Annotated in this window: 16 protein-coding genes; 8 read left to right on the forward strand and 8 right to left on the reverse strand. The window is 48.7% G+C overall.

Annotated features, from left to right (window positions below):
• Positions 1–74: 74 nt before the first annotated feature.
• Positions 75–227 carry a hypothetical protein gene (locus PHG53_06850; GenBank protein ID MDD5381337.1) on the reverse strand — a complete coding sequence of 51 codons (153 nt, stop codon included), beginning with the start codon at positions 225–227 and terminating at the stop codon, positions 75–77.
• A 434-nt stretch (positions 228–661) separates the two neighbouring features.
• Between PHG53_06850 and fusA the strand changes: the two genes are divergently transcribed.
• The 3 genes from fusA to PHG53_06865 all read left to right on the forward strand — a co-directional run bounded on the left by fusA (position 662) and on the right by PHG53_06865 (position 3898).
• Positions 662–2698 carry an elongation factor G gene (gene fusA, locus PHG53_06855; GenBank protein ID MDD5381338.1) on the forward strand — a complete coding sequence of 679 codons (2037 nt, stop codon included), beginning with the start codon at positions 662–664 and terminating at the stop codon, positions 2696–2698.
• 342 nt (positions 2699–3040) lie between these two features.
• A complete protein-coding gene (locus tag PHG53_06860) occupies positions 3041–3319 on the forward strand; it encodes a hypothetical protein (GenBank protein ID MDD5381339.1) in 279 nt (92 codons plus the stop codon).
• 186 nt (positions 3320–3505) lie between these two features.
• Entirely contained in the window at positions 3506–3898 is a 393-nt protein-coding gene (locus tag PHG53_06865; protein MDD5381340.1) for an Hpt domain-containing protein, read from the forward strand.
• A 130-nt stretch (positions 3899–4028) separates the two neighbouring features.
• Here the strand turns inward: PHG53_06865 and efp are convergent, their stop codons facing one another.
• Positions 4029–4586, reverse strand: a complete 558-nt coding sequence (gene efp, locus PHG53_06870) for an elongation factor P (GenBank protein MDD5381341.1) — start codon at positions 4584–4586, stop codon at positions 4029–4031.
• A gap of 22 nt (positions 4587–4608) precedes the next feature.
• On the reverse strand, positions 4609–5100 hold the full coding sequence (locus PHG53_06875) for a ribonuclease H-like domain-containing protein (protein MDD5381342.1): 492 nt from the start codon (positions 5098–5100) through the stop codon (positions 4609–4611).
• 284 nt (positions 5101–5384) lie between these two features.
• Between PHG53_06875 and PHG53_06880 the strand changes: the two genes are divergently transcribed.
• Positions 5385–5588 carry a cold-shock protein gene (locus tag PHG53_06880; protein ID MDD5381343.1) on the forward strand — a complete coding sequence of 68 codons (204 nt, stop codon included), beginning with the start codon at positions 5385–5387 and terminating at the stop codon, positions 5586–5588.
• Positions 5589–5668: 80 nt separating this feature from the next.
• On the opposite strand, the gene PHG53_06885 is transcribed toward PHG53_06880, so the two are convergent.
• From PHG53_06885 to PHG53_06895, 3 genes are read right to left on the reverse strand one after another with little or no spacing between them, the layout of a single operon-like run.
• Positions 5669–5938 (reverse strand): hypothetical protein, encoded by a 270-nt coding sequence (locus PHG53_06885; protein MDD5381344.1) that lies wholly within the window; start codon positions 5936–5938, stop codon positions 5669–5671.
• Between the two features lie 29 nt (positions 5939–5967).
• Entirely contained in the window at positions 5968–6996 is a 1029-nt protein-coding gene (locus tag PHG53_06890; protein ID MDD5381345.1) for a phosphotransferase, read from the reverse strand.
• A 24-nt stretch (positions 6997–7020) separates the two neighbouring features.
• The gene (locus PHG53_06895) at positions 7021–8253 is read right to left on the reverse strand and encodes a serine/threonine-protein kinase (GenBank protein ID MDD5381346.1); all 1233 of its coding nucleotides are present in this window, start codon (positions 8251–8253) and stop codon (positions 7021–7023) included.
• Positions 8254–8505: 252 nt separating this feature from the next.
• Between PHG53_06895 and PHG53_06900 the strand changes: the two genes are divergently transcribed.
• The 4 genes from PHG53_06900 to PHG53_06915 are packed head-to-tail and all read left to right on the forward strand — an operon-like array spanning position 8506 to position 12972.
• Positions 8506–9417, forward strand: coding sequence for an electron transfer flavoprotein subunit beta/FixA family protein (locus PHG53_06900; GenBank protein MDD5381347.1), 912 nt, complete (start codon positions 8506–8508; stop codon positions 9415–9417).
• A 4-nt stretch (positions 9418–9421) separates the two neighbouring features.
• Positions 9422–10456, forward strand: a complete 1035-nt coding sequence (locus tag PHG53_06905) for an electron transfer flavoprotein subunit alpha/FixB family protein (GenBank protein MDD5381348.1) — start codon at positions 9422–9424, stop codon at positions 10454–10456.
• A gap of 13 nt (positions 10457–10469) precedes the next feature.
• Positions 10470–12281, forward strand: coding sequence for an acyl-CoA dehydrogenase family protein (locus tag PHG53_06910; protein MDD5381349.1), 1812 nt, complete (start codon positions 10470–10472; stop codon positions 12279–12281).
• A 10-nt stretch (positions 12282–12291) separates the two neighbouring features.
• Positions 12292–12972: an HAD family phosphatase gene (locus PHG53_06915; protein MDD5381350.1), complete on the forward strand. Its 681-nt coding sequence runs from the start codon at positions 12292–12294 to the stop codon at positions 12970–12972.
• A 4-nt stretch (positions 12973–12976) separates the two neighbouring features.
• Here PHG53_06915 and lptC read toward each other — a convergent pair whose 3' ends face one another.
• A complete protein-coding gene (gene lptC / locus PHG53_06920; GenBank protein ID MDD5381351.1) occupies positions 12977–15145 on the reverse strand; it encodes an LPS export ABC transporter periplasmic protein LptC in 2169 nt (722 codons plus the stop codon).
• Positions 15146–15156: 11 nt separating this feature from the next.
• Positions 15157–15699: an HAD-IIIA family hydrolase gene (locus PHG53_06925; protein ID MDD5381352.1), complete on the reverse strand. Its 543-nt coding sequence runs from the start codon at positions 15697–15699 to the stop codon at positions 15157–15159.
• Between the last annotated feature and the right edge of the window lie 15 nt (positions 15700–15714).

A 15714-nucleotide genomic window follows, 5' to 3' on the forward strand; every position in this document is an offset into this window, starting at 1 on the left:
AAACTTCAGGGCGAAAATGATGTGTAGCTGTATGCTCTGTTGTTTTTAAGGATTGTGTACTGCCGCTGCCGGCTTCAGGAGCAAACGACCAATTCTTCTTCCAGATTCAGCTCCATCAGGTGTTCGAGATAACTGTACAAATCTTCCTCCGAAAAATCGGCGAGGAATTCCGGCTTGGCGCTTCTGTTGATTTCACAAATGCGGTCTATCAATTCCCTTTTACTCATACACGCACATCCTTAAAAACTATTGTTCCTCAACTTACCGAAATATCGGCTGGCTTGTCTTTTTTCCTTTAGCCTGTCTCTGGCTCCCCGCCAAACGCCCTATAACCCAGGGCCACTATATAACTGTGCCGCTTTTCTTTAGCCCACAACATATAGCTCAATCGGACAAACTGGTTTCATCACATCTTTCAATGTCCAATAAAATCACCTTCGCCGCCGGCTTATCCAGTTGCAAAAAAATTTACTAATTCTCTATTTTTTTACGCCCCGCCGCGCTTTACTTCATAAGGCGAAATAGCGGAGTTGAGCTTTATATCACTTATTGTGTAACATCTCAGAATGCCAAAAAATAGCTTGCCCTCTATGTCAAAATTATTGTATTATTATTTGTTTTAACGAAAACCTGAAAAATAGGTCTTTTTGGAGGTTCAAAAGTGACAGCTATAGGCGACATTCGCAACATTGTTCTTTTAGGGCACGGTGGTAGCGGCAAAACCTCTCTTACCGAGGCTATGCTGCATACTACCGGCGCAACAAACCGCCTCGGCAGCGTTGATGACAAAACCAGCATCTGCGATTATTACGACGAGGAAAAGGAGCATCAGCATTCTATCACATCAGCTATTGTTCATACCAGCCACCGCGGCAAACTGCTCAATATCATCGATACCCCGGGCTATCCTGATTTCGTAGGCCCAGCCATCAAATCGATATCCGCCGCCGAAATCGCAGTTATCGTCGTTAGCGCTTCGGCAGGCATCGAAACGAATACCCGTAAACTCTTCGAATCGGCTGCAGCCGCCAATATGCCGCGGGTCTTCGTCATTAATAAAATCGATGCCGAAAATGCTGACCTTCCCGCCCTTCTCAAGGCCATTCAGGAAACTTTCGGCCCACAGTGTCGTTGCGCCAACCTTCCTGCTGCGGACAAGGCCTCAGTAATCGATTGCATCGAAAACAAAAGCGGCGAATCACCCCTGGGCGATGTTGCTCAGGCGCATACTGATTTAATAGAAAGCGTCATTGAAGCCGACGACCAGCTTATGGAAACTTATCTCGGCGGCGGGGAAATATCCGCCGAAAAAATAGCTTCTGTTTTCGTAAAGGCCCTCAAGGCCGGAACTGTTACGCCCGTTCTTTTCACAAATGCTCGCAAAGAAATTGGAGTGACCGAGCTTCTCGATTTTATTGTAAAATACGCGCCATCCCCGCTCGAAGCTGACCCTGCTCAGCTTAAAGCTGGTGAAAACGTAACAGCCCTCAAACCCGATCCAGCGGCTCCGCTGGCAGGGATGGTGTTTCGCATCGGCTTTGACCCCCGCTCAAATATGAAGTATTCCGCCGTCCGTATCTTCAGCGGAACGGTTAAATCGGATACTAATCTTATCCGCAATGATGAGAAAAAAGGCATCCGCGCAGGCCACATCTTAAAATCGCAGGGCGGCGAAAACAAAGAAATCGAAACCGGCCAGGCCGGTGACATCATAACCATCGCCAAAGCTGAGGAATTTAAAATCGGCGACCTCATTCACGACGGCAAAGTCGCCGGAAAATTCGACACCCCCGCCGTGCCTGAGCCGATGTTCTCGCTGGCCCTTGAGCTGTCAGCAAAAGGCGACGAGCAAAGAATCAGTGCAGCACTGGAAAAACTATGCGAGGAAGACCCTTGCCTTAAGGTTACACGCGACCAGCAGACGAATGAACAGGTTGCCAGCGGCCTCGGCGACCTCCACCTCCGCATAATGCTCGAAAAACTGGAGAAACGCTTCAAGCTCATAGTAACTGGAAAAGAGCCCAAGATTCCTTACCGCGAGACAATCTCGACAAAAGCCGAAGGACATTACCGCCATAAAAAGCAGACCGGCGGCGCGGGTCAGTTCGGCGAAGTTTACCTGCGGGTAGAGCCCGCCCCGCGAGGCTCAGACCCGTCTCTCGATTATAAATGGGACATTTTCGGTGCCTCAATCCCGGGCCAGTTCGAGCCTGCTGTTCAAAAAGGCGTCGTCGATGTAATGCAGAGGGGCGTCGTCGCAGGCTTCCCGATGCAGGATATAAAAGTCTCCGTCTACGACGGCAAATACCACCCTGTTGACTCAAAGGAAGTCGCATTCCGAGCGGCGGGAAAAGGTGCCTTTATGGATGCTGTTTCCAAGGCAAAGCCAGTTTTGCTTGAGCCGATTGTCAATATGGAAGTTACCATCCCGGCCGAGCATATAGGCGATATCACAGGCGATTTGTCCTCAAAAAGAGGAAGAGTAATAGGTCAGGACATGCTCGCGGGAAATTTCATCGTTATTAAGGCTCAGGTCCCGCTTTCCGAGGTTACGCAGTATAATAGCCAGTTAAAGAGCGTAACCGGCGGACGGGGCAGCTATTCGATGACGCTAAGCCGATATGAGGTTGTGCCGGGCAATGTCCAGCAGCAGATTATCGCTCAATACGGCAAAAAGAAAGAAGTAGAAGAGCAATAACCTATTGAAAGGATAATAACATGTGTGGTACTTGTGGATGCAGAAGCGGCAAAAAAGCAAAGCCGAAAAAGAAAAAAGCAAAATCCAAAAAGAAATAATTTAGTCGTTAGTCGATAATCTCTGGTTGTTAGCAGGTCAAGGGGGTATGTCTTTTCGTAACTATCCATATTTCAATCAAAAGCGCAGATAGTTAGACACCCAAAACAGGGATTTTATAATTTTTTTTACTTCTTTAATCACAACGGTTTAACTCAAAACCGCACATCTTAAAAAGCCCTAATTTTCGCATCAAACGCGCAAGTCCGTTCAATTATAGGAGGTGGTCTATTTATGGAATGTACTATGAAAAAGCAAAAATTTTACTTTGTCCCTTTGTGCCTTTGTGGCTCAAGTTCAATCAATCAAAAACAACAAATTATGCAAAACGAACCCAATTTAGGACAAAGTCAAATTTCTTATAACACCAGTGAAAACAATAGGTTATATCGAAAAATTCAAATTGGACACTTGGTCAAAACGAACCCAAACGAACCCAATTTTAAACAGGGTAAGCGTGGGCAGCAATCGAGAATCTTTGCTTCGCTTCGAGAGGAATTTTTAGGTGCAGATTGCCTAAGTTAACAAGAGGAAAATCAAAAATCGAAAAGCAAAATTGTAGAGCCGCTTCGCGGGGATTTTTTTATCACGTATCAAAAGATTATGCGGGAAATTTCGGTGTTGTAAATGAGAACAGTTAGGTTAGAATAGTAAAACAAGAAAAAAAGAGGAATTATAGCGGGACGAAAAAATGATAGAAAGGAGGCTTGCATGATTAAGAATCCTGATGAAGTGGTGGTTGACTGGGCAAAAATTATTGCCGGCTGTCTTGATGAGCAGACAATAAGAGAAATTCTGCCGACTTACTTAGAGGAGAGCAGAGCACATTTTAAGGCACTTGTTTCCGCGGTCGACACATCTAATGCGAAAGATGTCAAACTGCATGCTCATGCGATAAAAGGTGTGGGTAGAAACCTGGGAGATATCCGCTTGTCTGAGGCGGCCTGGCCGCTTGAAACTGCGGCTGCAAAGGGAGATTTGTCGCAGGCCCAGGAACTACTGAAAAAGGTAGCAGATGAGTTTGAGAAATTTGAGAAATTTGTCTCAAGGCCGGATTGGATAGATATAGCGAAGGAAAAAGCAGCCTTTGAAACGAAAGCTTAGCAATTGAGACCAGCAAAGCCGGCGGGCAAGTAAAGGCCGTCCTTGTCCCGATGGGATAGCCGGATAGAAAATCGGGAATCGAAATTTGAAAGTTGAAAGGCTGCGCTGCGAGGGGCAGGGCAAGTATTTATTATTTAACGCGTGTGACGTAGAGGCCTGTTCGAGTATCGACGCGGATGAGTTCTCCCTGCCTGACAAACGCGGGAACCTGTACGACTACGCCGGTCTCGAGAGTGGCCGGTTTAGTCTGGCTTTGTGCGGTCGCACCTTTGATTTCCGGTGCCGTATCGACGACCATCAAATCGACGGTGTTCGGCAGCGTGATGAGGACAGGCTTTCCCTCGTAGGAATCTATTACTACCTGCATATTCGGCTTGAGGTATTTCAGGGCGTCACCAAAAACAGCGTCATTGAGGGTAATCTGGTCGAAAGTCTGCAAATCCATAAGTACGTGCTCTGAAGCATTCGAATAGAGGTATTCGTAGGATTTTTTTTGGAGTTCGATTTCTTCGAGAATCTCTTCGGAGCGGACACGGATATTCTGGATTAAGCCATCGGCAATGTTTTTCATCTTTACCTGATAGACCGCCCCGCCCTTACCGAGTTTGACGTGTTCGAAATCAATGATTGTATAGAGCTTGCCGTCGACCTTGATGGCCTGGGCTTTTTTCATTTCTGATGCTTTCATTGGTACTTTGCCTATTCCTAAACTATTTTATTCCGAGTTTTCGCCTAAGAGCCCGCAAGTTGACGACATCTTCCTTGTTGTAGGCCAATAACTTCCGGAGGGCCTGGCTGTTATTGTTATTGAGATAATCATACCACAACGAGACGGCCATAGAGCCGTCGACGCCTTTGAGATGCCTTTGTATGCCCAAAAGCCTCTCGACGACTTTGAGGCCGCCTTTTAAGTTTTGCCGCCAGCATTCGTACATCAAATCCGTGTGCCTAAAGCTGCCCTTGAGGTTTATCCTGAACTTGGTTTCGATAAAAGGGAGGTCAAAACGGCTGCCGTTGTAACTGTAAATCTCATCAACGCCTTTGAGGAGTTTGAGCAGTTTTTTTTCGGACAAGTCATCTTCAATGAGCTGGATAGTCCGGCATTTTCCGGCCTTTTCAAGGGCAATGCCAATTACCGTTAAATCGCAGTCATAGCAACTAAAGCCGGTAGTTTCGATGTCAATATAGGCGCGATATTTCATTTTATTACTTTATCACTTTATAACTTTATAGGCCAGCCCCCGCGGGCGCTGCTTAGGGCAGGTGTTTTTCGCTCTCAGCGAGATCGGCTGCTGAGGATAAAATACCTTAAAGCCAAACGAGGGTCAAGGAGCCGATATAATTATTTTATATTTATGTTGCATTCCGGCGGGTGTTGTGGTACGGTGACTATTCAGTTGGGTTTATTCTCACGTCTCTCAGGAATATTCTCTTAACCAATACGAGAGGCAGATTTTACGGCCATTGAAGGCCAAAGGAGTTTTTAGTGAGTACAGGTACAGTAAAATGGTTTAACAGCAGCAAAGGATTTGGATTTATCAGCCCCGATGGTGGCGGCGAGGATTTGTTCGTCCATCACTCAGAAGTCAAGGGCGTCGGTTACGCCAATCTTGATGAAGGCCAAAAGGTCGAATTCGTGGTCGGAGAGGGCAGAAAAGGTCCATGTGCGACTAACGTAATCCCCGGCTAATTCAAAGCGATGTTCCTAAAAAACCAAAGGGCTCCGTTTTAAGGCGGAGCCCTTTTAATTTGCGCTGTGATAGGGATAGGTTAAGGCAATTTTACCAGTTCATACAAGCCGTGGCCTGTGTCGCGCAGTCTGCCCTGCCTGCACAATTCGTTCCAGACCTCCTGCGGAAACTGGCTTGGCGGCTTTATGGCAAAAACACCCGTAGGCCCGCCCGAAAGCGCGCCGCGTCCGAGGCGCGAATCGTCATCGAGTGCAGTGAGTTTGAGGCGTTTCTTGAACGCTTTCAAAGCACTTTTGAGTACTTCCGGCGTTATGCCGCCGCCTTGCTCCTGCTGCTGGTTTTCTGTCATATTATCTGCCTCTGCATTATTGCTGCGAATTATAAACTAATCGCCTGAGTCAATGTGTCGCGGTTATTGTCGAGCCATTCGGCTTTGCGCTGAATCATTTTGAGGAAATCGAGGCCTGAGAAGTTGCCGAAGTAGCCGGTCGCGGCTACGGGCAGGATGGCCTCGGCTATCATCGTCTCAATCATTAAATCGAGCAGTGAATTCAACCGGTTTTCGTCAAGGGCGATTACCTCGCGGTAGCCATTTAGGAACTGCACGAGCTTGGCCTGGTCGAGATAATCGGGCCAATCGACAGGATTGGGACGGTTTCCCACAATCGAAAATTGCAGCATACCATTGGCAAGGTCGGTAACGGGCGAAGCGATTTTGACCGAATCGAAGTCGAGCAGCGCAATCATCTGATGCTTGGAAAAGAGCATATTGCCGGGGTGCCAATCACCGTGGACGATTTGCTCCGGCCAGGAGTCGAAGCCAAGCTCGCTAACGTGAACGCTGGATTCGTTGTAAATGGCCATCAATGTTTCGGCAGTTCTATTTAATTGTTTGTCCCGCCCGGCCGCCTTTTCGGTTCCGGCTGTTTTCAGATGTGTGCGGACGATTGAAGAATCGTGGAAGCTGCTTCCGGGGGGTTTCCATTCCTGGGCGAAGTCAGCTAAATCTCGATGGAAGTTTGCCAATTGTCGGCCTGTGTCGGCGGTTGCTTCGGCGGAGCCGTCATAGCGGAAGCCGGTGATGAACTCGAAAAGCTCGTAGATGTGGTTATTCAGATGCAGGATTGTATTTTTCTCGTCGCAAGTTGCCACAAGTGGCGCGAGCGGGAATTCCATCTCTGAGAGGCGGGACTGGATTGCATGGGCGAAAGCAACGTGGTAGAGGTCGTCTTTGCCTTTGGGTCGGCGTTTCAACAGGAATTTACCACGTTCGGAGGTAACGACCAGTTTCGGCGCGCGCCTGCTGCCGGCTGGAAGCGGCTTTGCCCGATGGATTACGCCAACGTCGTAGTGGCTGAGGACTTGGGCCAGCTCCTCGGAAGAAAAATTTGCACCGCCTCTGGGCATAGGATTTTTTGCTCCACACTGCGGCTAACGTACCAAAAGGAAAATGATAGCTAAAAGCAATATCGCCGCTACTGCTCCGAGGACCAATGTCGCAATTTTGTAATGGGCTATGGCGAGGACATCTTCTTTGAAATGTTTATCTTCCGCTTTGAGGGCCGCTCCTTTTTCGAGCTGACCGAGCACGGAGACATCGAACCTTTTGTGAGCCCTAATAGGAGGCAGGCCGTCGCGAACGGCCTCTAAATCTGTCAGCAGCTCCTCAACGTTGTTGTATCGGTCTTCTTTGCGCTTGGCCATCATAACCTCGATTACTTCGGATGTCCCTGCGGAAAGCTTTGTGTTTATATGGTCGGGCGGAATCAGCTCATCCCGGAGGTGCTTTCTCATTACCTCCGCGGGATCATCAGCCATAAACGGGACACGACCTGTTACCATATGATAAAAAGTCGCTCCGAGGCCGTAAATATCCGCCCTGCCGTCGATGTCGATTTTGCCACGGATTTGTTCTGGAGCGATGTAATACGGCGTGCCATACGCTTTGCCTGCCTCGGTTTGAGCGGCTTCGATGTCTGTCGTCTCGCGTGCCAGACCCATATCGGCGAGCTTGACTACGCCTGCGGGGTTTATCATTATGTTCTTCGGCTTGACGTCGCGGTGAATCAAGCCGCACGAATGGGCGTGCTGAAGCGCATGAGCAACCTGAATGACTATATCCAGCGCCTGGTCCTCTTTAAAGACTTTGCCAGCGGCCAAATCATCGTGCAGAGTTTTGCCTTCGACGTACTCCATTACGAAGTAGTAGTACCCCCCTGCCTCACCGACGTCAACGGCCTGGACGATATTGTTATGATTGAGCTTTCCGGCGGCCCGACCTTCTTTGAAGAAGCGTTCGACATATTCGGGGTTTCCACTAAAGCGCTTTGGCAGGACTTTTATCGCGACGGTGCGGTTGAGGCTCAATTGCAGGGCCTTATAGACGACCGCCATTGCACCGGCGCCGAGTTTGCCGAGTATTTTATAGCCTGGAATCTGGTGCGCGACTACCTTGGTTTCCTTGATGCTTTTGCCTAACCTTTCGGCCTGGTTCGGCGTGATATAGCCAAGGTTCACCATAAGGTCTTTGAGGACTACGGGATTGATTTTACTGCGGGATTGCAGCTCCTCGAGCGAACGGCGCAGCTCCGCGTCTGTGCACAGGCCCTGCTCGACCGCCATTTTGCCAAACATTGTATCGTAACTTGTTTCGTTTGTTGTCATTAACCGTCCTGGTCTTTACAACAAATATATGCTTAAAACCGTTAATTATGTTTTATATGGGACTTTTGTCAAAGAAAATAACAATAAAAAATATAAAACCTCATTTAAAATCGACCTTTTAAGCCTGTGAGATTAGCGGTTTTTCCGGCGTGGTATTTACAGGTTTAGGGTTGACTTGGCGTTAAATACGGCTAAACTGTTGTCTTTCTAAAATTGGTGTGAGCAAAACAGTAACCTTCGAGGAGCCAATAAGTGGCGTATAATTGCGTAGTTCTTATAAAACAAGTTCCTGATACCAAAAGGATTATAGGTAAGGCGATGAACGATAACGGGACGGTCAATCGTTCTTCGCTGTCGGCGATTTTCAATCCAGAAGATCTTAACGCGCTCGAGTTCGCGCTGCAGATTAAGGACAAATTCGGCGGCAAAGTAACGGTCATCACGATGGGCCTGCCGGCGGCTGGCGCGATTCTTCGAGATTCGCTTTACCGCGGAGCTGATGAGACGATTTTGGTGACTGACCCGAAATGCGCCGCGAGCGATACATTGGCGACCAGTTATATTCTTAGTTGTGCGGTCAAAAAGATTGACTATGACATAGTTCTTTGCGGCAGGCAGGCGATTGACGGCGATACGGCGCAGGTCGGTCCGCAGCTTGCGGAAAAGCTTGGCGTTCCGCAGATTACTTATGTCGAAGAGCTTGTCGAGCTTAAGGACAAAACCATAACGGCCCGCCGGAGTATCGGGGCAGGCTGGCAGCAGGTCAGGGTGAAATTGCCGGTGCTTTTGACTGTTACCGCAGAGGCAAATGAGTCGAGAGTGGCCGCAGCGAAAAAAATGATGAAGTATAAAAATGCACGAACGCCTATCGAGGTCGAGCAGAAAATCAAGGCTGAGAACGCAGAAGCGGCCGAGGCGGATATTAAGAAACTTGCTGAATACAAATGCAAGGAATTAGAGGAAAAGGGCCTGCTGATTAAGCAATGGAACCTGGATTTTGTAGGGGCCGATTTGAAGTGGTGCGGGCGAAACGGCTCGCCGACGAAAGTGCACCGGATTCAAAGCGTGGTTTTGGCGACGAAAGAGACGAAAAATATCGAGCCGAGTGACAAAGGCATTTCGGATATGGTACACGAATTGATTGAGGACAAGATAATAGCGTAACATTATGATAGACGTAAATAGAAAAGGCGAGGTTTGGGTATTTGCTGAGCAGCATGGCGGGCACCTGGAAGATACGCCGATCGAACTGATGAGTAAGGCCCGGCGGCTGGCTGATACATTAGGCGTAAAATTGGCTGCGGCTGTTTTAGGCGATGGAGTCAAAGACATAGCTGCAAAACTAATACATTACGGAGCCGACAAGGTTTATCTGGCGGAGCATCCCCTGCTCGATGTGTACCAGACGAACAGCTACGCGAAAGTAATATTCGATTTGATACACAAGCATAAGCCGCAGATTGTGCTTTACGGCGCTACCCCTGCGGGACGTGATTTGGCGCCGCGGGTCGCAAGCGCAGCGAAAGCGGGACTTACGGCGGACTGCACAGATTTGCAAATCGGCGACCACGAAGCCGCGAACGGCGATAGCCATAAAAATTTGTTGTTTCAAATCAGGCCTGCCTTCGGCGGGAACATAATCGCGACAATCATAAATTACGACCGCTGGCCGCAAATGGCTACCGTCCGCGAGGGCGTGATGCAGATGCCTGAGCCGGACGTCAATCGCAAGGGTGAGATTATTGCGGAGAAGGTGCAAGTCTCACAGGAGGATTTGCCGCTTGAGATTCTCGAAGAGCACAAACGGCCGAAGAAGGTCAACCTCAAGGCGGCGAGGATAATCGTTACCGGTGGAGCGGGCGTAGGCAGCAAGGACAATTTCAAACTCATCTGGGATTTAGCAAATTGCTTAGGTGCGGCGCCGGCGGCCACCAGAGCGGCGGTCGATTTGGGTTTTATTGACAGCGACCATCAAGTAGGACAGACCGGCACGACCGTTCGGCCGAGTTTGTATGTCGCGGTAGGGGTCAGCGGCGCGATTCAGCATCAGGCGGGAATGTCCGGCAGCCAGAAAATTATCGCAATTAATAACGACCCTGCTGCTCCTATTTTCCAGATCGCGCATTTCAAAGTCGTAGGTGACCTGAATGTTATTGTGCCGAAAATTATAAAGGCGCTTAAAGAAAAGAGCATTAAAGAATAGAAGATGGTAAAGAATGGCTAATTTTTACAGAGACAACGACGACATACAATTTTTGTTCAGGCATATTGACCTGAACAAACTGGCGGAGCTTGCCGAAGAGGGATTCAAGTTCGCAAACGAATTTGACTATGCTCCGACTGATGCCAGCGAGGCAATAAAAAATTACGATATGGTCCTCGATTCGGTGGGACAATTAAGCGGCGATTTCATTGCTCCGCGAGCCGAAGGCGTTGACCGCGAGGGCAATACCCTTAACGAAGACGGCACGGTTACGTACGCAAAAGGGATAAGTGAGTCTCTCGAAAAACTTGCGAAGGCCGATGTGATGGGTTTTACGCTGCCATACAGGTTCGGCGGCCTGAACTTCCCGAACCTTGTTTATTCTATGGCCATCGAGATTGTCTCCCGCGCTGATGCGGCGCTGATGAACATCTTCGGTCTGCAGGGAATAGCCGAGACAATAAACGCTTTTGCCTCGGAAGAAATTAAGCAGCGGTATTTGCCTGACTTTTCCGCAGGCAAGGTCACAGGTGCTATGGTATTGACTGAGCCTGACGCTGGTTCGGATTTGCAGGCGGTCAAAGTTTCGGGACACGATACAGAGACAGAAAAACCGGCCACGGTCTATCAGGACGCGCAGGGTAATTGGTTCGTGCGCGGGGTAAAAAGATTCATAACAAACGGCTGCGGCGAGATTCTGCTTGTATTGGCCCGCAGCGAGCCGGAGATTTCCGATGGCAGAGGCCTGAGCTTGTATCTCGTCGAGCGAGGTCCGTGGGTAAAAGTTCGCCGGTTGGAAGATAAGCTGGGGATTCACGGCAGCCCGACGTGCGAATTATTTTTCAAAGACGCTCCTGCCAAGCTAATCGGCGAACGCCAGCGAGGCCTTATAACGTATGTTATGAGCTTAATGAACGGCGCCCGCATCGGTATTGCAGCTCAATCGCTCGGTATCGCGGAAGCTGCCTTTAGGGTCGCTCGCGATTACGCCTCTACGCGAAAGCAGTTCGGCGTAGTTATTGAAAAGCTGCCGGCCGTCCGCGACATGCTCATCGATATGAAAATAGCTGTCGAAGCGGGTCGCGCCTTGCTGTATGAAACATCCTGCGTCGTTGACCAGAGTATCATCTGTGAAAAGCGAAAAGAATTGAACCCCCCTACCGACAAAGAGCAGTTAAAGCAGCTGCGTGAGCAATCCCGCAGGCTCGACCGCCTTGCCTCAATGCTTACCCCGATGAGCAAGTACTACTGCTCCGAGATGAGCAACGAGGTTGCTTACGATTCGATTCAGGTCCTCGGCGGCAGCGGTTATATGCGTGACTATGCCTGTGAACGGCACGCCCGCGACGCCAGGATTACGACGATATACGAAGGGACGAGCCAACTGCAGGTTGTAGCTGCGGTTCGCGGGGTCTGCAGCGGGACAGCCGAGAAATTTTTTGTCGAGCTTGCCGGGAAAGAGTATGACCCTCAATTGAAAGACCTGCTCGAGAAACTATCCGCAGGGACGGAGCAATTAAAGGACGCCATCGCTTTTGTTAAAGCAAACGGCAACGAATATATGGACCTCTGCGGCAGAGCCCTTGTCGATATCGCGATAGATTTGATTAACGGCTATTTATTCTGCAGTCAGGCCTCTACTTGTGTTGATATGCAGCTTGCAGGCGACTCATCATCTATGAAGGTGCGCAAGGCGGAGATTGCCAGAAGATATATCACCAAAAATGCGCCGAAGATTGCGGCTTTGGCGGAATTGATTAAGATGGGGGACAAATCCACGTTTACAAAATACGAAGCGATGATAGGACCTGTACCAACCGAATGAGGAGGGGACAATGCTTCGGGCTGTTATATTCGATTTCGACGGGGTGATAACGGATTCTGAGGTTTTGCATCTTCGGGCCTTTAATAAGGTGCTGGCCCAATACGGCGTTGAGATTTCAACGAAGGATTATTATAAGGAATATCTCGGTCTGAGCGATATCGATTGTTTTAAGGCGCTTATTAATAAAAAGATACTGCAAAAGCCGGCAGCGGAAATCGAACATCTTGCAAAAGAAAAAAAACAGGCGTTCGAAAAGCTTGCAAAAACCGAAGGCAGGATAATCGAAGGCGTGCGGGATTTCCTGCAGATGCTCAGCCAAAACAATATACCGATGGCTATATGCTCCGGGGCGCTATCGGTTGAGATTGAATTGATATTAGAGGATGCCCGGCTGCGGCCTTTTTTCGAAGTGATAGTTTCCGCAGAAATGGTAAGAAAAGGTAAACCAAGTCCCGATGGTTTCCTGCTGACTTTGAAGAAACTTAACAGCAGCCGGCGGAACGCGATTTTGCCGAATCAATGCATCGTTATAGAAGATTCACACTGGGGACTTGAAGCAGCAAAAGCAGCGGGAATGCACAGCGTCGCAGTAACGAATTCATACGAAGCCGACCAACTGACGCTGGCTGAAAAGATTGTTACGAAACTCGGCGAGTTAAGTATGAGCGATTTGCAAACCCTTTGCGGCTGAAGGGTTATCTTGCCATCTGCAGCATACCGGGGCCGGTAATCTTGGTTTTGATTTTGTTGGTTTTTAAGTTGTATTCGATGCCGGGGGCAAGGGCTCCGTTGAGGAAACAAGGCTGAAGCTCATCACCCCAGGCGGTAATCATAGACTTGCCGCCGTCATAAAACATTTCGCTGCCAACAAATTGAACGGTCGTGCCTTTTTTCGGTTTTTTCTCCTCGTAGGTAATTCCACCTTTTGCATTAAGTGTCGAAAGCTCGGTTTGGCCGGCGGCTGTTTCGTAAAGCACAGCGTCTATGTGGTTGGCCGTGGCTGTAGTTTGCTGACCCTTTTGGCCTTTGATGACAGGGAAATAATCAATAAGAATCTGCTCGGCACCGGCGTCAGCAGTAATTATATTTGCCTCTTTTAAGTACTTTAAGGTATTGAAATTGCGCACAACCGCATAACAGGGTTTTTGCAAACTGAATCTGCCCGTCTCTTTTACAGGTTCGATTATTTTGGCGTTATCGACGGCTATTATTCCCGACCCTGTCGCTAAAAACATCTGCTGTTCTACGTCATAGTCAAACTGGAGACACTTCAGCTTGGTAAAGCCGAGCAACTGTTCTCCCGCCCACTTTGAGGTGTCGAGCTGAACTACCTCGCCTTTTGCTGTTATATGTTTTATGTCAACCCGTGATTGCCGTGATGCCTCGCGGGATTTGGATAAATCTACCGTAAGCTTTGGAGAGGAAAGCGAGTACTTCTGCCGGAGGTCTGCTATCCCTTTGGTTTTGGCTTTGCCTGCGCCGGGCCGGAGCGGCCGGAGCATTGTGCACAGGACATTACCTTCGAAGATGACCTGATTTGACACCGGCAGGAACGCGGCTTTCTCCTGAGCCGTTATTTTTACCGGGACGGCGGGTTGTTTGCTCCCGCCCTTTTCAGAGGGCCGGGGACTGTCTTTATCGCCCATTACATCATTGGCATAAAATGTAAGCTCTGACGGGCCGCTGGCGACGGTATCATCGGTAATCACGCAATAGTCAATTTTCTGAGCGACAAATGTTGACCGGCCCTTCTGGTCATTAAAGCTTTTCAGACCGCTGCTCTCAGACGCTGTGTTTTCGACGTCCATCGGTATAACGATAATACCATTGTCGCAGGTTACAACGATATCGGCAAACTGTTCAGGAGATTTATTCGGCTCGTTCAGCGGAGAAGTAACACTTTCTTCGGGGACTTCTGCGGCTATTGTGCCGCCGGGGGTTTTATTTTCAGAATTAACGTCCGAGCTTTTGGACCACTGGAGATTGTCGATAGAAACTTCGTCGGCGAGAACAATCTGCTCGGGGCAATCTATGACGACATTTTTTCTGAACACGCATTTGTAGTATGAGCTCTTCTTTTTTTCGATTTTTTCTCCGTCTGTTGCGGGTATTTCTTTTGTTTTTTGCTGCTCTGCCTGCGCCCCGCTGCCGACCCCGACCGGACTTTCAGGAGCTGCTGTTTCCGATGCAAACAAAGACGCTTTCGACGATTGTCTAATACGCAGGGTCTCTAAGGTAATTATTTTTAGGTATTCGAGGCGGTCCAGCCCCTCATTATAAACAATTTCCAGCCCCTTTCCGCGCATTTGAACATCCTCGGAAGTGAGCTTGATCGGCCCGGGGCTCAAAAACAGAGACTTTTCACTGATGAAAATAATATCGTCGAGATAAATAAAGCCTTCTTTGATTTTGCTGCCTTTTCCGGGCAGAATATGGATAACTACATTTCCAGTAAGTGTCGCATCCTTTGGCGTAGCTTTGCCGACGGCATCTTCGACCTGGACCGTACCTTTGTCGGCTGTCATATAACATTTGAGATTGCTCTGAAAAACATTCATATACGGCTTTTCAATTTCCCATTCATTTCCTTGCGCGTGCAGAAGTTTTTCGAACCCGAATTCCCTGTCGATCTGTTTTTTTTCGTTTAAGTGCGTGTATTTGGCCTTTTGGATGGTACCAACACCGACGCTGCCGACTCTTCCTACTTTGCCGTCAAAGTCAACGGTATTACTGTCGGCGGAGGTGTCCCCGGAGTCAATTTCTATCGGCGGAGTCCTGCTAATCAGGTTATAGAACAGAAATATTACAAATATCGTCCCTATCGAGATAAGCCACACACGTAATTTTCGCGACTGAAGATTCATAGCAAATCCATTTACGCTTTTTCAGAATCCGGCAGATACTTTTTCATAAGCTCCTGCCATTTGCCGGTGGTTTTCAGGATGTATTCTATTACTTCACGCACGGCCCCATCGCCTCCATGACGTGTCGTTACGTAATCAGCCGCATCCTTGACTTCATCAACTGCATTGGCGACAGCTGCCCCAAACCCGACGTATTTTATTGCCGGCAAATCCAACAAATCGTCGCCAATATAAGCTGTATCCTTTGCCGAAACCCCCATATCCTTAAGCAGCTTCTTGAGGACGGGGAGTTTTTCGAAACAATCCTGGAGACAGTAATGGACTTCAAGTTGCTCAGCCCGGTACTTCGTCGCCTGCGAAAATCGGCCGCTTAAAAAGGCGACTTTCAGCCCTGCTTTTTGCCACATTCGAATCCCGTGACCATCCTGCAGATTGAAGGATTTACCTTCGGTGCCGTCGCCGTTGATTATTACGGTCCCATTCGTTAGCACACCATCAACATCCATAACCAGCAGTTTTATATCTGCAAGATTTGCTTTTTGCTTTTTTATCATTTGATTATATTGAGT

This window comes from Phycisphaerae bacterium, from assembly GCA_028714855.1.
Taxonomy (GTDB): Bacteria; Planctomycetota; Phycisphaerae; order Sedimentisphaerales; family Anaerobacaceae; genus CAIYOL01.